The sequence below is a fragment of the Sedimenticola selenatireducens genome (genome assembly GCF_963675335.2).
GTDB lineage: Bacteria > Pseudomonadota > Gammaproteobacteria > Chromatiales > Chromatiaceae > Sedimenticola > Sedimenticola selenatireducens.
Genome location: NZ_CAXXYC010000004.1, coordinates 1,224,297 through 1,247,330 on the forward strand (window position 1 = coordinate 1,224,297; position 23,034 = coordinate 1,247,330).

Consider the following 23,034-nt stretch of genomic DNA (forward strand, 5'->3'; position numbering starts at 1 on the left):
CTAAATTCCAAATATGGCCGGCCACCAGGCCAGCCCCACCAGCATGCTACCAGTCACTCCCGGCAACAGCGGCACCCACAATCCGGCACCGCACAATCCCTGATTGAGCAGGATCTGCCGTCCCAGATAGAGGCTCCAGAGTAACCCAAGGCAGAACAGCCCCCCCTTCAGCAAGCCAACCATGGCATCGGACAGACCCAGTGTGATGAGCGGGGCAAACAGCTCACCGCCCAAACCCAACACCAGCGAGACCATGGCCACCGGTGCATACTGGTAACCCAGCTCGACAAAGCGCTCCACCAATCCACGGCCAGCCCCCAGGCGACCCGCCAGCCAGGCCGACAAGCCGGTGGTCAGGGACAACACCAGGCTGAGCAGCAGCATCACCGCCAGCATGAAACCGACGATCATGGAAAAATCGAGCCAGTTGAACACCTCGCGCCGCTCCGGGTGCACACTCATCAACCACCTGGGGCCCGACTCGCCAATCCAGTACCAGCCATGTCCAATGAACCAGCTACCCACCGCCTGGCGCAGCTGCTGGTACTGGGGCAGCACCAGCCAGAGAAAACCGCCCAGGGCGATCCCAGTCCCCATGAACAAGAAGACCACCTCGTAGGGGTTGGGATGATGTCGGCGAATCTGGGCAATCTCCTCACCCGGCGGCCGTAATCGCAGGTAGAGCCCGCCGCGGGAGTGGGGATTGACGCAGCGGAAACATTCGATGCAGTGGCGCGACTCCTCCTTGCGCGGGATATCGATCATGGTCGGGCAGACACCCTTCTCGGTGAAGCGGTCTCCGCCGGGCTTCTTCCGCTTGGGGGCAAACTGCACCGCGCCGATGCGGGAGAAGACGCCCAGCAGCAGGCCGATCGGGCACATGTGGCGACACCAGGCCCGCTTGTTCCGGCCATAGACAAACCCCAGCAGTATCGCCAGCAGCAGGGTGCCGCCAAACACCTCGGCCACTGCCTCCGGGTGATCCCGTACACCCACCGTCTGGCCCAGCAGGGTGATCAGCAGGAAACTGATTATTGGCGTGCCTTCCCAGCGCACCCAGGCCGGGATCGGTCGTTGCAGACCCTTTTTGTTGGCCCATTCGGAGGCCGCCCCCATGGGACAGAAGATGCCACACCAGCTGCGCCCGGTAAAAATCACCGATATGAACACGAGCGGAAACCAGAGACCCCACATGGCGTAATTGGCGAAGCGGGTGAAGTCGTTCAGCGGGGTAGCGTTTTCCGCGGCTTCCGGGAGAAACAGCGGCAGGAAGATGACGGCGAGGAAAAACAGAAACATGCCGGCATGCAACCACACCAACCGATCACGCTGGCGCACGAAAAACGCCTCCACCGGCCCGGCGATACGGGCATCCACGGTTCCCGGAATCCGTATCGGCAGGGACGCCAACTGTTCAGCGGCCAGGCTCCCAGTCAGTTTCTGTTGCGCAGGTGCATTCACGACCCGGCCCCCGCCGGTGCAGATCGACGCCGATGCCACCACCAGGCGATAGCCAGGGGTAGCGGAATGATCAGCAAGAGCTGGGCGGTCAGGGTCTCCAGGGTAGGATAAAGACCCAGCCAACTGATCCTGGCGAACCCATCAATCGGGGTAATCCCCAGCCAGCCGGCCTCTTGCAGCTCCAGTACGCCATTGCCGGCAAAGGTGACGGCGAGATAGTAGAGCAGCACGGCGGTCAGGGTGAAAAACAGCCCAATCGGCAGCCGGAACGAGGCCGCCTGCATCAGCCGGTAGAGCAGCAGCAGAGCTCCCAGGGCCAGTGCAAACCCGATCAGCAGTGGCCACCACTGACCATTCGCCTGACCGTTCAGGGCCTGGTAGAACAGTACTGTCTCGGCACCTTCACGATAGACCGCCAGGAAGGCGGCCAGGCCAAGCGCAAAGGTACTGCCCTTCGACAGGGCACTGTTGATCTGCGCATGGATAAAGGCCTGCCAGCGGGCCGCCTCGCTCTTCGAGATCAGCCAATAGCTGACGTAGAACAGCACCGCCGAGGCCAGCAGCATGGTCACCCCTTCCAGGGCCTCACGGCCGGCGCCGGATATCTGTAGCACCACACCAAACAGCCAGGCGGTCACCAGACTGGCCAATAGCGCCCAGGCTGTGCCGTGATAGACCACGCGAACCTGATCCACAGCCCCCTGTCGGCGCAGGTAGGCCACCAGTGCGGTGATGACCAGCATCGCCTCAAACCCCTCGCGCAACAGGATCAGGAACGACTGCACTAGCAGACCCCAAAAACCGTCTTCTGCCGGCTTCTGGGCATCGGCAACCTGTTGCAGATGAGTCCGCAACTCCTGCCAGGCCACCCGTACTTCATCAGCGGCGCGTTCACGGGAGGCCAGCCCGATGACCTTGCCGAAACGGGACTCCAGTTCACTTTTCAACGCCGGGTCCCGCATGCCGATGGCCGCCTCCATGCCGCTTCCCTCAAAGATATCGAAATAGAGCCCGGACACGGCATCCGCCGTACCCATGCCATTCTCCGGGAGATAAGCAGCCACGAACTGATCCCCCTGGCGAGACAACTCGGTCACCACGGCACGAAAATCCGGTGTCCCTTCAGCCCCGAAGCAGGCTGACGGAATGAGCAGCAGGAGCAGCAGCCAACGGATAGTCATTGATTCACCCTGAACACTTCCAGGGGGATACCGGCCTGGTCCAATAATGCCGCATCCCGCCGCATCGCCAGCCGTATCGAATCAGCAATGGCGCTCACCTCCGCGCCATCCAACCCCTTCTGGATCGTCTTGCGCAGATCACCAAACTGCCGCTCTACCTGATAGGTATGCCTGGCCCCCAACTCCATGCGCATCGCCGCTTCCATCTTGCGTTCTTCAAAAACGCCGAAGTAAGCGCTTACAACTGAGCGCTTGGCCTGTTTGACGTCGCCAGCCAAATAGGATTGCTCGGCCACGTCGATATGCCGTACTACCTCCTCGGCCACGCCCGACCAACCTGGAAGCTGGTCAGCCCAGCCGATAGCAGGCAACAGTAAAATCCACAGAGAAAGAAAAGCGTTTTTCATACCACCTCGTTGACGCATGCGCCATTCATCGACACTCCAGCGGAGTCGGCGAAGAGTGCCACTGGAAATAATGATATGCGAATGGTAACGATTCGTAATAGCGATATCAACAAGAATTTATTCACACCCGCAGAATGCGGATGCCCAAACAACCTCGACCGCCGCCCGGTTGCCGATAATGCAGTGCACACCTAGTACTAATCGATTCCGGAACAGGGGGAATACCGGTCAGGGACAAACCGGATACGGCACACCCTTTACACCGCCAGTGAGACAGACACAAAAAAAGGGCGATGGCCTTAGCGGCCATCGCCCTTTTTTCCAATCGCCTCCGGCGATAACTGGCTAGCGCGGCAGTTCCGAACCCCCCATCAGGTATTCATCCACGGCACGGGCACACTGGCGGCCCTCACGAATGGCCCACACCACCAGGGATTGCCCGCGGCGCATATCGCCTGCGGAAAAAACCCCACCGATGGAGGTGCGATACGCCTCAACCCCTTCGGTCTCTCCCTTGACGTTGCCACGGTCATCCAGATCCACCCCCAGCTCATTCAACATGCCCTCATGCACCGGGTGCACAAATCCCATGGCCAGGGTCACCAGGTCGGCCTTCAGCTCAAATTCGGAACCGGCCACCTCGGTCATTTTCCAACCACCCGGCTCGGCCTGCTGCCACTCCACCTTGATGCAGCGAACGGCCTTTACATTGCCTTTTCCGTCATCGATAAACTCCTTGGTAGCGACACTCCACATGCGCTCACAGCCCTCTTCCTGGGAGCTGGAGGTGCGCATCTTGTTCGGCCAGTAGGGCCAGACCGTCAGCTTGTCCTCTTTCTCCGGCGGTCGCGGCATGATCTCGATCTGGGTGACGCTTTCTGCGCCCTGGCGATTGGAGGTGCCGATACAGTCGGAACCGGTATCACCACCGCCGATCACCAGCACATGCTTGCCCGCGGCGGAGATAAAGTCGTCACCTACATCGTCACCCTGCACCCTGTGACTGTTCATGCGCAGAAAATCCATGGCGAAGTGGACGCCGTTCAGCTCACGACCAGGCACCGGCAGGTCCCGTGGCTGCTCGGCACCGCCGGTCAGCACCACCGCGTCAAACTTGTCCACCAGGGTCTTGGCGGAAATGTCGATACCGATGTGCGTGTTGGCGTGAAACTTGACGCCTTCCGCCTGCATCTGCCCCATTCGGCGGTCGATCACCTTCTTGTTCAATTTGAAATCGGGAATCCCGTAGCGCAACAGACCGCCAATCCGGTTCTCTTTCTCAAATACCGAGACCGAGTGGCCCACTCTTGCCAACTGTTGTGCGCAGGCCAGACCGGCCGGTCCGGAGCCGACGATGGCCACCCGCTTTCCGCTCTTGTGACGGGCGATCTGCGGTTGAATCCAGCCCTCTTCCCACGCCTTCTCAACAATCGCCAGTTCGATACTCTTGATGGTCACCGGCTCGTCGGTCAGATTGAGCGTGCACGCCTCCTGGCAGGGGGCGGGACAGATGCGTCCGGTGAACTCGGGAAAGTTGTTGGTGGAGTGCAGGACTTCAATGGCCGATTTCCAGTCCTTGTGATAAACCAGATCATTCCAGTCGGGGATAATATTATCCACCGGGCAGCCCTTGTGGCAGAACGGGATGCCGCAGTCCATACAACGTGCACCCTGGATGCTGAGCTCGTCACTACTCAGTTCAATCGTAAACTCATTGAAATGAGTCAGCCGGTCGGCCACCGGCGCATAGCTGCGATCCTGACGCGGATACTCCTTGAATCCTGTTGGCTTGCCCATGATTAATGATCCCCCTTGACAACTTCATTACTTCTCGCCTGCGCCACCTGCATCTCAAGCAGGGCACGACGATAATCCACCGGCATAACCTTGACGAACTTCGGCAGATACTCACTCCAGTTGTCGAGAATCTTCTGTGCAACTGCGCTATTGGTGTAATGCAGATGGTTCTGAACCAGCTGCCTGAGACGAATGGAATCGAAGCGGGTCATATCATGACTGACATCAACACGCCCCTTGGTTTCCAGGTCACCACCCTGGTGATCCAGTGTCTCCAGGGCATCGTCCTCATCCCTGATCGGCTCCAGATCGACCATGGAGAGATTACAACGCTGCTCAAAAGTACCGTCCTCATCCAGCACATAGGCGATGCCACCCGACATGCCGGCGGCAAAGTTTCTTCCGGTTGAGCCCAGGCAGACTACCACGCCCCCGGTCATGTATTCACAGCCGTGGTCGCCGACTCCTTCAATCACCGCTGTCGCGCCGGAGTTTCTCACTGCGAAACGCTCGCCACCGACACCCCGGAAATAGCATTCGCCTTCAATGGCGCCATAGAGCACGGTATTGCCGACGATAATGTTCTCTTCCGCCTTGTCGATGCCCGATTCTGCCGGCGGGTAGACCACGATGCGGCCGCCCGATAACCCCTTGCCGACGTAGTCATTACCTTCACCCGCCAACTCGATGGTCACACCCTTCGCCAGCCAGGCGCCCAGAGACTGCCCTGCCGTACCCTTGGCCTTGATGTAGATGCTGTCGTCCGGCAGGCCCGCATGACCATATTTCTCTGCAACCCGACCCGACAGCATGGTGCCGAAGGTGCGGTTGTAGTTGTGGATATCGATCTCGATCTTGACCGCCTCACCCTGTTCCAGAGCCGGCCGGGCCATCTCGATCAACTGATGATCGACCGCCTTGTCCAGCCCGTGGTCCTGGGTCTCGGTATTACAGATCGCCACGCCCTCCCCGGCCACCGGTTTGGCCAGAATGCGCGAGAAGTCGAGCCCCTTGGCCTTCCAGTGGGTCACCGCTTTACGGGTATCCAATCGATCGGTCTGGCCGATCATTTCATTGACCGTGCGGAAACCCAGCCTGGACATCAACTGGCGCACCTCTTCGGCAACGAAGAAGAAATAGTTGATCACATGCTCCGGCTTGCCGGTGAAGCGCTTGCGCAATTCCGGATCCTGGGTTGCGACGCCGACCGGGCAGGTATTCAGATGACATTTACGCATCATGATACAGCCCTCGACAATCAGCGGTGCGGTGGCAAACCCAAACTCATCCGCGCCCAGCAGGGCACCGACCACCACGTCACGCCCTGTCCGCAGGCCACCGTCCACCTGGACAGAGATACGGCCACGCAGCTTGTTCAACACCAGGGTCTGATGAGTCTCCGCCAGACCGATCTCCCAAGAGGAGCCGGCATGTTTGATGGAGGTAAGGGGCGAGGCGCCGGTTCCACCATCAAAACCGGAGATGGTGACATGATCGGCATGAGCCTTGGACACGCCGGCGGCCACGGTACCAACACCGACCTCGGAAACCAGCTTCACCGAGATGCGGGATTTCGGCTGCACATTCTTCAGGTCGTGGATCAGCTGCGCCAGATCCTCGATCGAATAGATATCGTGATGCGGCGGTGGCGAGATCAGCCCCACGCCTGGCGTGGAGTGACGCACCCGGGCAATCTGGGCGTTCACCTTGTGGCCCGGCAATTGACCGCCTTCGCCCGGCTTGGCGCCCTGTGCCATCTTGATCTGAATATCGTCCGAGTTAACCAGGTATTCGGTGGTGACACCGAAACGACCGGAGGCCACCTGCTTGATAGCGGAGCGTTGCGGATTGGCCGACCCGTCCGGCAGCGGATTGAACCGGCTCGGCTCTTCACCGCCTTCACCCGTATTGGATTTCCCGCCGATGGCATTCATCGCCATCGCCAGGGTGGAGTGGGCCTCATAGGAGATCGAACCGAAGGACATTGCCCCGGTGGCGAAACGCTTGACGATCTCCTTCGCCGGCTCAACCTCGTCCAGCGGGACCGGTTCACTGGCCCAGTTGAAATCAAACAGCCCGCGGAAAGCCAGCAGACGCTCGTCCTGTTCGTTGATCAGGCGCGAAAACTCCGCATAACTCTTGGCGTCGTTGGCCCGTGAGGCGTGCTGGACCTTGGCGATGGAGTCCGGCGTCCAGGCGTGCTCTTCGCCGCGTTGCCGGTAGGCGTAGTCGCCACCCACATCCAGATGCTTGCGATAGATCGGATTATTTCCGTAGGCGTTGGCATGCAGGCGCAACGCCTCCTGCGCAACTTCGTCCAGTCCGGCGCCTTCGATCATGCTGGAGGTACCGGTGAAATACTGCTCAACAAAGCTGCTGGAAAGACCCACGGCATCAAAGATCTGCGCCCCACAGTACGACTGATAGGTGGAGATGCCCATCTTGGACATGACCTTCTTCAGGCCTTTGCCTATGGCCTTGATGTAACGTTTCTGCGCGTCCTGGAAACAGGGCTGCTCCGGCAGCGAGGGCAGCAGGGACTGGATGGTATCAAATGCCACGTAGGGATTGATCGCCTCGGCGCCATAGCCTGCCAGGGTGGCAAAATGGTGTACCTCAAGCGCCGCGCCGGTCTCAACCACCAGCCCCGACTCGGTACGCAGACCCTTGCGGATCAGATGGTGATGCACCGCCGACACCGCCAGCAGGGCCGGGATGGCAATATTGTCCGCATCGACCCGGCGATCGGAAAGGATCAGGATGTTGTACCCCTCCAGCACGGCCTTTTCCGCGGCATGCCCCAGTGCATCCAGCGCCAGTTTCAGGCCCGAGGCACCCTTGGCTGCCTTGAAACAGATATTCAGGGTGCGGGTACGGAAGGCACCACCCGTATTATCTTCAATGTTGCGAATCCGCTCCAAGTCGCTGTTGGTCAGGATCGGCTGGTGCACCTCCAACCGCATGGCCGGTTTGCTCTGGCCAATGCCCAGCAGGTTGGGGCGAGGGCCGATCAGCGAGACCAGCGACATCACAATCTCTTCACGGATCGGGTCGATGGGCGGATTGGTCACCTGGGCGAAATTCTGTTTGAAATAGGTCGACAGGTGCCTTGGCCGATTGGAAAGCACCGATGGCGGATTATCCGCACCCATGGAGCCGGTCGCCTCCTGGCCGGTCAACACCATTGGCGTCAGCAGGAATTTGATGTCTTCCTGGGTGTAGCCAAAGGCCTGCTGGCTGTCCAGCAGGGTCTCTGGGTCCGGTGACATGGCACCCACCACTTCCGGCAGATGATCCAGGTGGATCTGGGTCTGATCCAGCCAATCCTGGTAGGGATGTTCAGCAGAGAGCTGCTCCTTGATCTCGGCATCGTCGATAATGCGCCCCTCTTCCAGGTCGATCAGGAACATTTTGCCCGGCTGCAGGCGCCATTTCTTGATAATGCGCGCTTCCGGGATATCCAGGACACCCATCTCCGAGGCCATCATCACCATATCATCGTCGGTGATCAGGTAACGGGCGGGGCGCAGGCCATTGCGATCCAGGGTCGCGCCAATCTGCCGTCCATCGGTAAAGGCAACCGCCGCCGGCCCGTCCCACGGCTCCATCAGGGCCGCGTGGTATTCATAGAAGGCGCGCCGGGATTCATCCATTAACGGGTTGCCCGACCAGGCCTCCGGAATCAGCATCATCATGGCGTGGGCCAGGGAATAACCGCCCTGCACCAGCAGTTCCAGGGCGTTGTCGAACGACGCGGAGTCGGACTGCCCCTCCGGGATCAACGGCCACACCTTGGCCAGGTCGTCCCCCAGGATCTCCGAGGCCATGGAGTGCTTGCGCGCCGCCATCCAGTTGACATTACCGCGTAAAGTATTGATCTCGCCATTGTGGGCGATCATGCGGAACGGATGGGCCAAATCCCAGGTCGGGAAGGTATTGGTGGAGAAACGCTGGTGCACCAGCGCCAGCGCCGACACCATGCGCCCATCCTTCAGGTCCGGATAATACTCACCCACCTGATCGGACAGCAACATGCCTTTGTAGGTAATGGTGCGGGAGGAGAGGGAAGTGAAATAAAAGGACTCACCCTTCTCCAGGCCGTTCTCTCGAATCACCTTCTCAATCTGTTTTCGAATGACAAAGAGCTTGCGTTCAAACGCGGCCTGGTCGGAACAATTCGAGCCACAGCCTATAAACACTTGTTTTATATGAGGTTCGGTCGGTTTTACACTATAGCCAAGTCCCTGGTTATCCACTGGAACATCACGCCAGCCGATAATGCTCTGTCCCTCGTCCTCGACGAAACGGCTTACCGTACCTTCGGCTCGCGCCCTGGCGGCCTCATCACGAGGTAGAAACAGCATGCCAACGGCATACTCGCCCGGTTCCGGCAGGTCAAAATCCAGCAGTTCCCGGAAAAAGGCATCAGGTATCTGAATTAGTATCCCGGCACCGTCACCGGCACGTGGATCTGCGCCAACCGCACCACGGTGCGTCAGCCGTTCCAGTATCTCCAGCCCCTGCTCAACAATCTTGCGGCTCTTGCGGCCCTTGATATTGGCGACAAAACCGACGCCACAGGCATCGTGTTCGTTACGGGGATCATATAGTCCCTGCTTCGTTGGCAAAGCGCCTTGGCCCATCGTAAACCTCATCTTATCGGGGCAGAATACGGCAACAACTGCTCTCTACCCGTTGTAAACATGGACGTAAGACCCGAAAAATCGCACTTCGGGGTTCGTCCAAACTGGCTGAAGAATGCCCATCACCAGGAATTCCGGCCGGACAGAACCCTGCAGGATAATGGAAAACTCCGCTCCAGGCCAGTCATTTGCTAAACGGCTTTAATTTCCTCTGATGGGAGGGGGTATTCAGGAAGCGACCGATCCTCTACTTACCTACAACCGCCTGGATAGAGGCATAAGTGCGCGGCCAGACATCGCTATTCCGCAGAGCGGGCGGCAAGGTCTCCCGGGCCTTTAATGCGGCGGACCTGTCGGCATAGACACCGTAGACCACCGAATACCAAGGCTGACCCGACCGGAACGTCTTGAAGTAGGCGACATCGCCCTTCAACCGGTGCTGATCGATAAACCGTTTAGCCGCTGCCCCGTCCCGAACACCTACCAGCTGCAGTGTGTAGGCGCCGGGCCTTTGGGTCAATATCCATTTTTCGTCCTTGACAGACTTTTCAGCCGTCGTTTTCACCGAAACCGGGGGCTCTGGCAACACCTCAACCACCGCGGCTTCGGCAGCTGGCGGACCCGCCTGCCCAACCTCTGCAGATTCAGCCGGGGCAGGTTGTGCCGGTTCATTACCGATGGGCATTTCTGCCGGAGCCGGCGCTTCCGTCGGCGGCGAATCGGTTACCGTTGCAGTGACCGCAGCGTTAGTATCGGTTACCGTCCCAGTGACCGCAGCATCAGCCGGAGGCGTAGCGACTTCCGGCGGCACGAACTCATCGACAGCGACCGGGGAAGGTGCCACCACCTTGGGCTCGACCAAGGGAACCGCCTCCTGTTGCGGTTCGCCTGGCGCCAACCCAGACATTCCCGAGTCCTCTATGGGGGTGATTATCTCGGTGGGCATCTCTTCAGGGGGGGGATCCACTGGCGTAGATACGAGACTTGGTGGTTCCACGCTATTACCCGGCTCAGGGAGCTTCAAGGGGCGCAATCCGTCCTCTCTGGGCATCGCAGCATCTTCTGCCACCGGCTCCGTACCGGTCTGATCGAACAGGCCATTTATCTCATCCTGAAAAATCAGTGTCAGCAGCAATAGCAGCCCCAACAGAGGGGCACCAACCAAAACAGATACCGGCAGGTCCGCCAGAATTGTCCTGACATCAATGGTTTTTTTTCTGCCTGTCTCAGCTACGGTTTCCACGGCTCGATCCGGGGCAACAGCAAAAACGCTTTGTAATTGCGCTTCCAGTACTCCCGGCACACCCGCCGATTCCTTGATAATTCGCTCTATTCGGCCCGCTGCCAGCTTCAACCCCCGCTGCTTGTCCTCCAAATCAAGCAGAAAGCCTATAAATGCTTGCGCTTGCGCCATATCGAACAGCGGCATTTCAAGGGACTGAACGCTCTGCAGATTCATCGCCTGCAGTTGCGGCGTCTGAAACTGGGTGTTGATTTCTGGTGTGGCAAACAGCACCATCCGAATCAGCGCCCTGTTTCCAGGGCGACGTTCAAACAAACGGAACAGTGCAATCAGCGTCGCTACAGGTAACAGATGGGCATCATCGATCACAATGATCGGCAAACGCCCGGCAGCTTGCAGCATCTCAAAGCGCTTAAGCAATTCATCGATATTCATCGCCGCCGAATCGGCTAATCCGAATCTTCGAAAAAGGAGCGAAAAGAACTGATCCGGCTGCAGCATGTGATCCGCATTCAGACAACAGATCACCCACTCATCGCGGGACAGCTGACGAAACTGCTGCAACAACGTACTCTTTCCGGAACCATCAACCCCCTTGATCAACAGTATTTTTTCACTGTTATCAGTAAGGTGTCTCAGCAGATCCAGTCTCTGCCTGAGTTCCGGGGTTGAGAAAAAAGTCGCGGCTCTCCCCTGGGCGGAATCACTGCCATGCTCGCGAGAGGGTATAGCACTCTCTTCAGCGTCAGCCGCTCGTTCTTCCATACTCATTCAGGGTTACCTTCAAAAGGTCCGGATCAAAATCATCGGTCACTACTGAATAGCCCAGCCGCCGCATCAAAACCAGGCGGATCTTCTGCGCAAGTACCTTTTTATCCACGGACATCAGCTGCATAAACTGTTCAGCATTTATGTTATTCGGGGGATATATTGGCAGTTCGGCGCGGACAATTAATGAGGCGATCCTGGCTTGATCGGATTCGGTGATCCATCCCAGCCGGCGTGACAAATCTGCCGCCATGCAGATACCGGCACCGACCGCCTCACCATGCAGCCACTCACCATAGCCCATGCCGGTTTCAATCGCATGGCCGAAGGTGTGTCCCAGATTGAGCAGGGCGCGATTGCCCGCCTCGCGCTCGTCCGCCGCGACAACACTGGCCTTATCACTGCAGGAGCGCTCGATTGCATAGGCCAGCAATGCCTGGTCACGGGCCATTAATCCGTCCACGTTCTGCTCCAGCCAGGCGAAAAAGTCGGGGTCGCCAATCAGCCCATACTTAATCACCTCGGCCAGTCCAGCGGAGAGCTGCCGATTATCCAGCGTGGACAGCGTTTGTATGTCGGCAATAACGCATTGTGGTTGATAGAAGGCGCCAATCATGTTTTTGCCCAGCGGATGATTGACCCCGGTTTTACCGCCAACCGATGAATCCACCTGGGCCAGGAGCGTAGTCGGCACCTGAATGAAATAGACTCCGCGCTGATAACAGGCAGCGGCGAACCCCGCCATATCGCCAACCACACCACCGCCTAATCCGATCACCGTACAGCGTCTGTCGAACCGGTTTTCCAATAACGTATCAATAATCTGCTGCCAGACCGCCAGGGATTTATACTGCTCCCCATCCGGCAGAATGACCGTCTGGACCTGATACTCCTGAAGAGCCGATTTAACCGCCTCCAGATAGAGCGGGGCCACCGTGGTGTTCGACACGACCAGCACCTGCTGTCCATGAATATGAGGTCGGTAAACCGCGCTGTCGCCGATCAGATTCGTACCAATATAGATGGGATATGAGCGCTCGGCGAGATCAACGTTCAAAATGCTGGTTGGATTATTCATTACCTGATCTATTTATCAATCTCTTTCACAGATACCAAGGGCACAACGAAACGAGAATCTAAAACTCTAATACCAGCGCAGGCCTCTAGTGTGTGTGATGACCAGGGATCTGCCCGTAACATTTGACCGTTCATTTACCTTGCATGTTTTGCGACCTTGCAAAAAAATCGAGATAAATTCCTGGCATGCCAAAAACGGCATTCTGACCACTAAACCCTGAAAACCCAACTGGATTCACTCAGGCCTGAGCTTTCTGACAATCTCGTTGGCCACCGCCGAGGCGCTACGCTTCTCCGAGGTCACAACGATATCCGCCGTTTCCCGATACAGCGGATCGCGCTCCGCCATCAGTGCCTGCAATGTACCCAATGGGTCTTCCGTCTGCAGTAAGGGCCGACTCCTGTCGCGCAAGGTACGCTCATACTGCTGTTCCGGACTGCAGTATAGATAGACGACAAAACCGCGACTACTCAAGTTACGGCGATTGTCCGGATTAAGGATGGACCCTCCTCCAGTGGCCAGCACCAGACTGCCACGCTGGGTAAGATCATCAATCACGGCACTTTCGCGCTTGCGAAACCCCTCTTCGCCCTCATAATCAAAGATAGTGGGAATATCGACACCTGTGCGCCGCTGAATCTCATGATCCGTATCGTCGAAGTCCAGACCAAGCAGTGAAGCCACCTGACGGCCAATGGTACTTTTACCCGCCCCCATGGGCCCAATCAGAAAAATGTTGTTAGGATGATTCATAGACAGCTAGGTATGCCAGATTTTGTAGCGGCAGACAATGAAAAAGGGGCCATCAATATTAATTGCCAGACATTTTGAGGGCAATGGCCCGGCCACCCCCTTCCTAAACCGCTATTGTCGACCCAAAACAAGAAGGGTCTATCCAAGATAGACCCTTCTTGGTTCAGCAAATAGCTCCGCACATCAACGGGCGGAGAGGGTATCCTTGAGAATCTTCGGGGTCACGAAGATCAGCAGCTCCTTATTCTCATCTCTGCGTAACTCCTGCTTGAACATGAAGCCGACATAAGGAAGGTCGCCAAAGAAGGGAACACGCTCCTTACTGCTGGACTCCGTTCGCTCAAACACACCACCCAAAACCACCGTCTCACCGTTTTCAACCAGCACAGACGTCTCTATCGCCCGGGTATCTACCGGCGGAACACCCAATACAGAGCGCGAAAAGTCGGGATTATCCTTGGTGATATTCAGATCCATGATAACCCGGTCATCCGGGGTGATATGGGGCGTCACCTCAAGCTTCAGTACTGCCTCCTTGAAGGATACCGAGGTCGCACCGCTGGAGCTGGCCTCCTGATAAGGCACTTCTACACCCTGCTTGATCACCGCAGTACTCTGATCCGAGGTAACCACCCGGGGACTGGAGACGATTTCGCCCTTGCCTTCCTGCTGCATGGCCGACAGCTCCAGTTGCAGCAGATAGGAACCCAGCTTTCCGGCGATAAAGTTTATCGCTCCGCCTCTGGATGCACTCAGTGTCTGGGGCAGATTCACCAGCAAGCCATCAGTCCCCGACCCGGCAGGAGACTCCAATGTCCCTTCATGAAGACCCGCCGTGCCACCAATGTAGCCATCCTGGGTGCCGTTGATATCCAGGAAGTTGCCGTCCTGCTTGAGGTGGGTACTCAAACCAAACCGCACACCAATATCCTTGGCGAAATCATCGTTGGCAATCACCACGCGTGACTCAATCAGGACCTGCCTGACAGCCACATCTAGCCGGTTGATTAACCTGCGTATATCATCCAGCTTGGCCGCCGTATCCCGCACCAACAGGGTATTGGTTCTTTCGTCGAAAGTGACATTGCCGCGATCCGGTGTTAACAGCTGATTGCCTTCCGCCTTCAGCAGCTTCTGGATATCCGTCGCCTTGGCATAATTGAGCTGTATATACTCTGAAAACAGCGGCGCCAACTCTTCTATCTGCCGCTGGGACTCCAGCTCCAGTTTCTCGCGCGCGGCGATCTCTTCGGTGGGCGCGATCAGCAGGACATTGCCATTCTGACGCATGGAGAGCCCGCGGGTTTTCATAATGATGCTGAGCGCCTGATCCCAAGGCACATTCTTCAACCGGAGTGTGATGTTCCCGGTGACCGTATCCGAAGTGACCAGATTCAGTCCGGTAAAATCCGCCAACAACTGCAGGACGGCGCGCACCTCGATATCCTGGAAATTGAGCGACAGCCGCTCACCCGTGAAGGTCTCCTTACGGCGCTGGATCTCCTCTTTTTCCTCTTTGGTCAGCGCGCGGAATTCAACGGTAAAGAGGTCATTGGCCTGATAGGCAAGGTGTTCATACTCGCCCGTTGCCATAATCTCAATATGGACATTCTCACCCTGGCTGGTCACTTCGAACTGCTTCACCGGCGTGGCAAAATCGCCCACGTCAAACTTGCGCATCAGGCTCTCTGGAAGTGACGTATTCAAAATATCCAGGACAACCCTGCCGCCCTCTTCGCGCAAATCCACGGCTGCCGTGGGATTGCCCAGGGTCAGAATCACCTGTCCCTCACCCCCATCGCCACGTCGGAAGTCCACATTGCGCAAGCTATCGGCCGATTGTGCAGCATTACCTCGGGGAGTGGACATTGCGGGCGTGGCTGTGGCGACACCGGTTCTGCTTGCCGCTACCCGGGCACCGCCTTTGATGGTGATCTCCAACTGATTTCCATTCACCACAATGTCATGGCCTGTCGACTCGATCAGGTTAACCACTACCCGGGTGCGGTCTCCCGCCTCAATGGCCGTTACGCTGCGCGCCATGCCAATTCCGATGGCTTGGGTTTTACTATCCAGGCCGTTGGACATACCGAAAAAATCCAGCGCAATGCGTGCCGGGTTATCGGTAGTGAACATTTGCGGTTTTTCCATCGGCCCCTCCGCACGCAGGGTGATAACGACATCATCACCAGGCAATGCAGAAAAGGTTAACTCTTTCAGGACATTATCTGCCGCATAAACAGGTGCTAGTGAAACGAAGAATAGAAGACAAACAGCCCAGAACGACCGCAGGGAAATTATGGAACCTGACACAGCACTGCCAGCATGGTTCCACTGTTTTGCATCGAGTGGTTTATTATTCATTAACATAGCCCTGTTACTCTCCTGCCAATGCCAAGGAGGCCTGCCGCTCACGGTATCCTCCCTGGCCGTCCGGAATAATCTCCGTCAACTCAACCTGGGTTTCACTGATCTGGGTTATCTGTCCATAGTTGGAGCCAAGATAATTGCCCGCCTTTACCCGGTGAATTGTCTTCTCTTGTGTCTGTATCAACGCCCAGGTGATACCCAGCTGTTCAAGCAGCCCCACCATCCGCAGCGAATCGAGCGGATAACTCTCCAGCTCTTCCTTGCGGCGGTTGAAATCGGGTGACAACCCATTGGCCGCATTCTGTCCAGCCGTCTCCTCCCCCTGACTTTGAGACTCAAATGGGCTTCGCCGTCCATCGCTGATATAGGTAAAAGTTTCTATAGGCTTAATCTCGGGCAGCGGCTCAATATGCCCCGCTTTCCTGGATTTCACCTCGTCCACATAGCTCTTCAGATCGTGCATGCTCCTGTCTGCGCAGGCCGACAACAAGAGAGCCGGGAACAGCACCGCAGCGAGACGAATGAATTTTTTACTCAACATCAATTCGCCTCCTCTTCCAGATAGCGGTATGTCTTTGCCGTTGCCGACATCACCAACACACCCTCTTTACGCGGTGTAACGGAAACATCATGAATGGTCACAATACGCGGCAGTGCCGCCAAGCCACTGATAAAGGCACCCAGCTCGTGGTAGCCGCCAAATACCCGCAGTTGTATCGGCAATTCAGCATAAAACTCCCGTGGAACCTCATCCTGTGGATCAAACAGCTCAAACTCCAGCCCGGAAGCGAGTCCGGTTTGCGAGACATCCACCAGCAGGTCCGCCACCTCGGTCTTGTTCGGCAACTGTCGCAGCATGGCACCAAAAGATTGCTTCATCTCTTCCAGCTGCTTCTTGTATTTCTCCAGATTTACTGCCTTGGCCTGCTTGCGCTCAAACTCTACCCGCAATGCCTGCTCTTTCTTCTCCGCCGTCTCCAGGTTGAGCAACTGCTCTTCGGTATTGAAATAATACCAACCAACCCCTACACCAACGCAGAGCAGAAGGATAATGAACGCCTTTACAGGTGTCGGCCAATTGCCGATATTATTTAGATCGAGTTCATTCAACTCCTGAAGGTTCATTGCTGACCCCCTTTATCCTTGTTGTGGTCAATCTGCTTGGCCATCAGGGTGAATGTGCCCTTGGATTTTTCAGTACTTGTGATCACCTGGAGGGAAGGGCCGCCCAGCCAGGCCGACGACTCGATGTTTCGCATATAGGCGGAGACCCGGGCGTTGGACTCGGCTATCCCGTTCATTGTCACCCCATCGCCCTTTTGTTCCAGCTTGGTAAGGTGGGTGCCATCCGGGATGGTCGTGACCAGCTCATCAAACAGGTGGACAATCTGCGGCCTGCTCCCCTGCAACGACTGAATGACATTCATACGGGCGATCAGCTGAGCCTTTTGTTTTTCCAAATCCTTGATTTCATTTATTTTTTTATCGACTATTGCAATCTCCTGTCCGAGATAGCCGTTGCGACCCTCCTGGTGGCTGATCATGTCTTCAATATAGAAGTGAACCCCACCACAAGCGCCACCTGCTAAAATCAGGGCAAGCAGTACCGACATGCCAAAATCCTTTTGGCGCTTTTTTCTAAGGTTCTCCCGCCAGGGAAGTAGATTAATATGGGCCATATTAGTCGAAACTCCTTAATGCGAGTCCGCAGGCAATCATCAGCGATGGCGCATCGTTACTTAACCCCTGGGGTTTTACATTGGATGAAACAGACATATTTGCGAAGGGATTGGCGACAATCGTCGGCGTGCCAATTTTCTCTTCTATCAATTCATCGACACCCGGGATCGAGGAACTCCCGCCCGCAAGGATGATATGATCGACGCTGTTATAGGCACTGGACGAGAAGAAAAACTGCAGCGAGCGGCTGACCTGCTGCGCCATTGCATCCTTAAACGGCTCCAGCACTTCAGGTACGTAATTGTCGGGAAGTCCACCCTGACGTTTGGCCATACCGGCCTCCTCATGCGAGAGACCGTAGCGTCGCTGAATCTCCTCAGTCAGCTGTCTGCCACCGAAGTTCTGTTCCCGCGTATAGATGATCTTGCCATTTCGAAGAACATTGAGCGTGGTGGTGGTGGCCCCGATGTCTGCAATCGCAACCGTCTGATCATCGCCACCGTCCGGCAGTTGATCAACGATCTGGCTAAAGGCATTTTCCATTGCATAGGCTTCAACATCAACAACACTGGCAGTCACCCCGGCTATTTCCAGGGCCGCAACACGGTCATCAACGTTCTCGCTACGGGAAGCAGCCAGTAATACATCCATCATTTCAGGGTTCTTCTCGGATGAACCGAGAATCTCGAAATCCAGATTCACCTCTTCCAGCGGATAAGGGATGTACTGATCGGCTTCGAGTTGAATCTGACTCTCCATCTCAGCATCGGAGAGCGATGCGGGCATGGTAATAATCTTGGTGATTACTGCTGAACCGGAAACAGCCACGGCCGCCTGACGCGCCTTGCTGCCGGATCGCCTGATCACGTTTTGGATCGCCTGCCCAACGGCATCGACATCGGCGATATTCTTCTCTACTACTGCATTTGCCGGCAACGGCTCGACAGCATAGGCCTCAACCCTGAATTGGGCGCCCGACCTGCCTGATGATTTACTCAACTCAAGCAGTTTTACTGCCGTCGAACTGATATCCAGCCCAAGCATTGCCTGCTTCTTGGATCCGAAAAAAGGGACCATCGCGTTTCCTTTCTCGCAATTATAATATGGCTTTACGGAGAACTTTTAGGTTTTCCTTTAATTAGAATAGTTAACTATATAGCAGTAAATGATTTTCTTGTGAAGTATTTTTTCTCTAAGACTGTCACAACAACACATTTTTGTTAATATAGCCACGTATCCCCCGGACAATATATTCTGGATCCCCATCAATACACAATCCGTGAACTGGCTCATGAAGTGGTTAATGAAACTGATCAGGTTTTTCCTTTGGCTCGGCCTGCTGGGATCCATCGCCGGCGCAATCGCTGTTGCGTCACTCTACTACTATCTTGAACCCTCACTCCCCTCCACCGAGAATCTGAAAAGCGTCAAATTTCAGGTTCCGTTACGCGTTTACTCAAGCGATCACAAACTCATTGCCGAGTTTGGTGAAATGCGCCGCATCCCTCTAAGCTATAATGCCATACCCGAACCGATGGTTCAGGCTTTTTTAGCCGCCGAGGATGATCGTTTTTTTGAGCATCCGGGTGTCGACTACAAGGGATTGATGCGGGCCGCCTACCAATTGCTACTTACCGGTGAACGCCGGCAGGGCGGCAGCACTATCACCATGCAGGTAGCACGAAATTTTTTCCTTTCCAGCGAAAAGACCTTCACACGCAAGTTCAGTGAGATTTTTTTGTCCCTTCGCATAGAGAATGAACTGACAAAAGAGGAGATACTGGAGCTATACCTTAATAAGATATATATGGGCAATCGTGCCTATGGGGTTGGTGCTGCCGCCATGGTCTACTACGGAAAAACGGTAGACCAGCTGACACTGCCACAGATCGCCATGATTGCGGGCCTGCCCAAGGCGCCTTCCCGCTACAATCCACTGGCCGACCCTGAGCGGTCGCTACAAAGAAGGGACTATGTACTCGGACGCATGGCGAAGCTTGGCTTCATCACTGAACAGGAAGAGATGGCGGCCAGGGCAATACCAATCACTGCATCACTGCATACCGCCCAAACCGAGGCCGACGCACCCTATATCGCCGAAATGGTCAGAGCCGAAATGTTCGACCGATATGGCAACGACGCCTACACCACCGGCTTTAACGTCTACACCACCATCGACAGCAAACTACAGTCCGTCGCCAACCGGGCTCTGAGAAACAATCTGCAAGCCTACGATCTGCGGCATGGCTATCGCGGCGCCGAACAACACCTCAATCTCTCTGGCAACGAAGACGACCACACACTGGATGCACTCCTCAGGGATCACCGGATCGTCGGTGACCTGCCGCCCGCCATTGTCACCGGCATTGAAGAAAAAAGCGCCACTCTCTATCTCGGAGAAGGCCGCTATGAAACCTTGTCGTGGGAGGGACTGGAGTGGGCGCGACCGTTTAAAACTGAAAACAGGGTTGGCCCTAAACCCCAACGCGCGGATGAGATCATTAAGCCAGGAGACCTGGTTCGGGTGCTGGCAGAAAGCGGGGATGACGGAGCAAGACTCCGACTTGCTCAGATACCTGCAGCCGAAAGTGCCTTTATATCACTTCATCCGGACAATGGAGCCATCCAGACACTGTCGGGCGGATACGACTTCTATCACAGCAAGTTCAACCGGGTTACACAAGCCATGCGCCAGCCTGGCTCAGGCTTCAAGGCCATCATCTACTCCGCGGCACTCGAGGCAGGCTTCACCGCCGCCAGCCTGATTAACGATGCTCCCGTTGTGTTTGACGACCCCAGCCTGGAGGGCGCCTGGCGCCCGGAGAACTACAGTGGAAAATTCTTTGGCCCTACCCGGTTAAGATATGCATTAACCAAATCCCGAAACCTTGTTTCAATACGCCTGCTACGATCCATGGGCATCGAACACGCCCTGGAGCACGCAAAAAAATTCGGCTTCAATCCAGACGACCTGCCGCACAACCTCTCACTGGCACTGGGCAGCGGCGCAGTCACACCATTACAAATGGCATCGGCCTACGCAATCCTGGCGAATGGCGGTTTCAGGGTGGAACCCTATTTCATCAGCCGCATCGAAAGAGACAATGGCGAGCTGATATTTCAAGCCACGCCTGTCACCGTCTGCGACGGCTGCACAGAAGAGAATTCCGCGGGCCTGCCGATTGCACCACGGGTTATCTCCCCCCAGAACCACTACTTGATGAATTCAATGATGCGTGACGTGATATCCCGCGGCACGGCGATCAAGGCCCGCTCGCTCGGACGCTCGGACCTCGCCGGCAAAACCGGCACCACCAACGACCAGCGTGACGCCTGGTTTAACGGCTTCAATCGATCTCTGGTGGCAATCACCTGGGTTGGGTTTGATTCATCCAAACCGCTCGGGCGAGGTGAAGTCGGTGGGCGTGCCGCACTGCCGGCATGGATTGAATTCATGCAGACCGCATTAAACGATGTTCCCGAACAGCCGCTGAAAGTCCCAACCGGCATGGTCACCGTACGGATCGACCCCAAGACGGGAAAGCGCGCAAGTGTCGATCAGGATGATGCAATTTTTGAGGTCTTTCGCAGTGAAAATGCCCCACGGGAAAGCTCCAGCGAGGCCGCTTCCAATACCGACCCGGGCAAACCCATTAAGGGTACTGCCAGCGAGGAGCAGATTTTCTAACCAAGGAGCATCGACATGCCGCGTCGTTCAGCACCCCGCGCGCTCAGGCATCAGATCGCTATTGAGGCGGCGCAATTAATTGCCGAGCAGAGTGACCTCAGCTACGCCCAGGCCCGCAACAAAGCCGCCAAGCGGCTGAGGTGCACGGACCAGCGGCAGCTGCCGGAAAACCGCGAAATCGAGCTGGCATTAAAAAACCACCTGCAGCTGTTCCAACCCACCGCCCAGGCAACACAACTGCATGAACTCAGAAAAAGTGCGGCGGAGGCCATGCGGCTTTTCAGCCCCTACCACCCACGTCTCATCGGTCCGGTACTGACCGGCGTTGCAAACCAGCACACTCCGGTTACGCTTATTCTCTTTTCCGACACTGTTGAATCCGTAGCGATCGCACTGATGGACTGGAAAATCCCGTGTCGACAACGTGAAGTAACACTGGATTACAGCAACAAAAAGCGCGTTATGCGGACAGTATTCAGCTTCCATGCCGGCGAACACCAAATTGAGCTGCTTGTGCTGCCGGAGTCGGAACGCCACAACCTGCCCCTGGACCCGACAGAAGGACGCCCCCAGAAGGGGGCGTCGCTGGACCAACTATTGACGCTGCTCGCGTCCGACTAACGCTTGCTTACCGGAACATAATCGCGCTTCGGGGCACCGGTGTAGAGCTGACGCGGACGGCCGATGCGGAACTCGGGGTCATCCATCATTTCCATCCAGTGAGCAACCCAGCCAACGGTCCTGGCCACGGCAAACATCACCGTGAACATGCTGGTGGGAATGCCCAGCGCCTGATAGATAATGCCGGAGTAGAAGTCCACATTCGGATACAGCTTGCGCTCGACAAAGTACTCGTCCTCCAAGGCCACCTGCTCAAGGCGCAGGGCCAGTTCGAACAGCGGATTGTCGTTATCCTTCATGTTCTCAAGCACCTCATGGCACACCTCACGGATCAGGGTGGCGCGCGGGTCGAAGTTCTTGTAGACACGGTGACCAAAGCCCATCAGGCGGAACGGATCGTCCTTATCTTTGGCCTTGGCGATGTACTTGTCGATCTGGGAGACATCACCGATCTCATTCAGCATATCGAGCACTGCCTCATTGGCGCCACCGTGAGAGGGCCCCCACAGAGACGCGATCCCAGCTGCAATACAGGCAAACGGATTGGCCTGGGAACTGCCTGAGAGACGCACGGTCGAGGTACTGGCGTTCTGCTCATGGTCGGCATGCAGAATAAACAGCGTGTTGATCGCCTTCACCGCAACCGGATCCGGTGAGTATTCCTCACAGGGATTGCTGAACATCATGCGCAGGAAGTTTTCACAATAGTCCAGATCATTTCGCGGATAAATGAAGGGTTCGCCAACATTGTGCTTGTAGCTGGCCGCCGCGATGGTCGGCATCTTGGCAATCAATCGGTGGGCGGAAATTTCACGATGCCGTGGATTATTGATATCCAGGGAATCGTGGTAGAAGGCGGAGAGTGACCCCACCACGCCGACCATAATACCCATCGGGTGTGCATCATACTGGAAACCGTCGAAGAAGTTCTTCAAGGTCTCCTTAATCATCGTGTGGTGACGAATGGTGTTATCAAATTTCGCCATCTCTTCGGCAGAAGGCAGGTCGCCGTACATAAGCAAGTAGGCCACCTCGAGAAAGCTCGCCTCCTTGGCCAACTGTTCGATGGGATACCCCCGATAACGCAGGATACCCTTATCACCATCGATATAGGTGATGGCACTTCGGCAACTTGCCGTAGCCACGAAACCGGGATCATAGGTAAACATACCGGTGTGCTTGTAAAGGGTCGAGATATCCGCGACTTCCGGCCCTTCGGTGCCCTTGTACACAGGCAGATCTACAGAGGTTCCATCCACTTTGTTGGTTAAGGTTACTTTTTTATCTGACATAAGTTCACTTTCTCCTGCCATAAACTGGCTAACTGGCCTTTTATATAACAGT

The 23,034-nt window shown here is 56.2% G+C and carries 16 protein-coding genes; 2 read left to right on the forward strand and 14 right to left on the reverse strand.

Annotation, left to right across the window (positions count from 1 at the left end; genetic code table 11):
* From ACHZBF_RS16865 to ACHZBF_RS16925, 13 genes are all read right to left on the reverse strand, one after another.
* Nucleotides 1-1,461, reverse strand: coding sequence for a 4Fe-4S binding protein (locus tag ACHZBF_RS16865; protein WP_321529080.1), 1,461 nt, complete (start codon nucleotides 1,459-1,461; stop codon nucleotides 1-3).
* The gene (locus tag ACHZBF_RS16870) at nucleotides 1,458-2,642 is read right to left on the reverse strand and encodes an FTR1 family iron permease (protein WP_273440253.1); all 1,185 of its coding nucleotides are present in this window, start codon (nucleotides 2,640-2,642) and stop codon (nucleotides 1,458-1,460) included. The genes ACHZBF_RS16865 and ACHZBF_RS16870 overlap by 4 nt, the downstream gene beginning before the upstream one ends.
* A complete protein-coding gene (locus tag ACHZBF_RS16875; protein WP_321529081.1) occupies nucleotides 2,639-3,049 on the reverse strand; it encodes a hypothetical protein in 411 nt (136 codons plus the stop codon). Before ACHZBF_RS16875 ends, ACHZBF_RS16870 begins: the two co-directional genes overlap by 4 nt.
* Before the next feature lie 345 nt (nucleotides 3,050-3,394).
* Nucleotides 3,395-4,846, reverse strand: a complete 1,452-nt coding sequence (locus tag ACHZBF_RS16880; RefSeq protein WP_029132274.1) for a glutamate synthase subunit beta — start codon at nucleotides 4,844-4,846, stop codon at nucleotides 3,395-3,397.
* 2 nt (nucleotides 4,847-4,848) lie between these two features.
* Nucleotides 4,849-9,489, reverse strand: a complete 4,641-nt coding sequence (gltB, locus tag ACHZBF_RS16885; RefSeq protein WP_321529082.1) for a glutamate synthase large subunit — start codon at nucleotides 9,487-9,489, stop codon at nucleotides 4,849-4,851.
* Between the two features lie 247 nt (nucleotides 9,490-9,736).
* Complete coding sequence (locus tag ACHZBF_RS16890; RefSeq protein WP_321529083.1) at nucleotides 9,737-11,503, reverse strand: AAA family ATPase; 1,767 nt, start codon at nucleotides 11,501-11,503, stop codon at nucleotides 9,737-9,739.
* Nucleotides 11,478-12,578 carry a 3-dehydroquinate synthase gene (aroB, locus tag ACHZBF_RS16895; RefSeq protein WP_273440257.1) on the reverse strand — a complete coding sequence of 367 codons (1,101 nt, stop codon included), beginning with the start codon at nucleotides 12,576-12,578 and terminating at the stop codon, nucleotides 11,478-11,480. Before aroB ends, ACHZBF_RS16890 begins: the two co-directional genes overlap by 26 nt.
* A gap of 234 nt (nucleotides 12,579-12,812) precedes the next feature.
* Complete coding sequence (gene aroK, locus ACHZBF_RS16900) at nucleotides 12,813-13,331, reverse strand: shikimate kinase AroK (protein WP_273440258.1); 519 nt, start codon at nucleotides 13,329-13,331, stop codon at nucleotides 12,813-12,815.
* Between the two features lie 183 nt (nucleotides 13,332-13,514).
* Nucleotides 13,515-15,701 carry a type IV pilus secretin PilQ gene (gene pilQ, locus ACHZBF_RS16905; RefSeq protein ID WP_321529084.1) on the reverse strand — a complete coding sequence of 729 codons (2,187 nt, stop codon included), beginning with the start codon at nucleotides 15,699-15,701 and terminating at the stop codon, nucleotides 13,515-13,517.
* Nucleotides 15,702-15,708: 7 nt separating this feature from the next.
* Nucleotides 15,709-16,242 (reverse strand): pilus assembly protein PilP, encoded by a 534-nt coding sequence (locus ACHZBF_RS16910; protein ID WP_157606702.1) that lies wholly within the window; start codon nucleotides 16,240-16,242, stop codon nucleotides 15,709-15,711.
* Nucleotides 16,242-16,826 (reverse strand): type IV pilus inner membrane component PilO, encoded by a 585-nt coding sequence (locus ACHZBF_RS16915; RefSeq protein WP_029132267.1) that lies wholly within the window; start codon nucleotides 16,824-16,826, stop codon nucleotides 16,242-16,244. The genes ACHZBF_RS16910 and ACHZBF_RS16915 overlap by 1 nt, the downstream gene beginning before the upstream one ends.
* Nucleotides 16,823-17,380 carry a PilN domain-containing protein gene (locus tag ACHZBF_RS16920; protein WP_029132266.1) on the reverse strand — a complete coding sequence of 186 codons (558 nt, stop codon included), beginning with the start codon at nucleotides 17,378-17,380 and terminating at the stop codon, nucleotides 16,823-16,825. Before ACHZBF_RS16920 ends, ACHZBF_RS16915 begins: the two co-directional genes overlap by 4 nt.
* Nucleotide 17,381: 1 nt before the next feature.
* Nucleotides 17,382-18,458 carry a pilus assembly protein PilM gene (locus ACHZBF_RS16925; protein ID WP_029132265.1) on the reverse strand — a complete coding sequence of 359 codons (1,077 nt, stop codon included), beginning with the start codon at nucleotides 18,456-18,458 and terminating at the stop codon, nucleotides 17,382-17,384.
* Nucleotides 18,459-18,684: 226 nt separating this feature from the next.
* Between ACHZBF_RS16925 and ACHZBF_RS16930 the strand changes: the two genes are divergently transcribed.
* Complete coding sequence (locus ACHZBF_RS16930) at nucleotides 18,685-21,069, forward strand: penicillin-binding protein 1A (RefSeq protein ID WP_321529085.1); 2,385 nt, start codon at nucleotides 18,685-18,687, stop codon at nucleotides 21,067-21,069.
* Nucleotides 21,070-21,084: 15 nt separating this feature from the next.
* Nucleotides 21,085-21,690 (forward strand): hypothetical protein, encoded by a 606-nt coding sequence (locus ACHZBF_RS16935; protein WP_273440263.1) that lies wholly within the window; start codon nucleotides 21,085-21,087, stop codon nucleotides 21,688-21,690.
* Here the strand turns inward: ACHZBF_RS16935 and ACHZBF_RS16940 are convergent.
* A complete protein-coding gene (locus tag ACHZBF_RS16940; protein WP_029132263.1) occupies nucleotides 21,687-22,982 on the reverse strand; it encodes a citrate synthase in 1,296 nt (431 codons plus the stop codon). The genes ACHZBF_RS16935 and ACHZBF_RS16940 overlap by 4 nt on opposite strands.
* Nucleotides 22,983-23,034 lie beyond the last annotated feature (52 nt).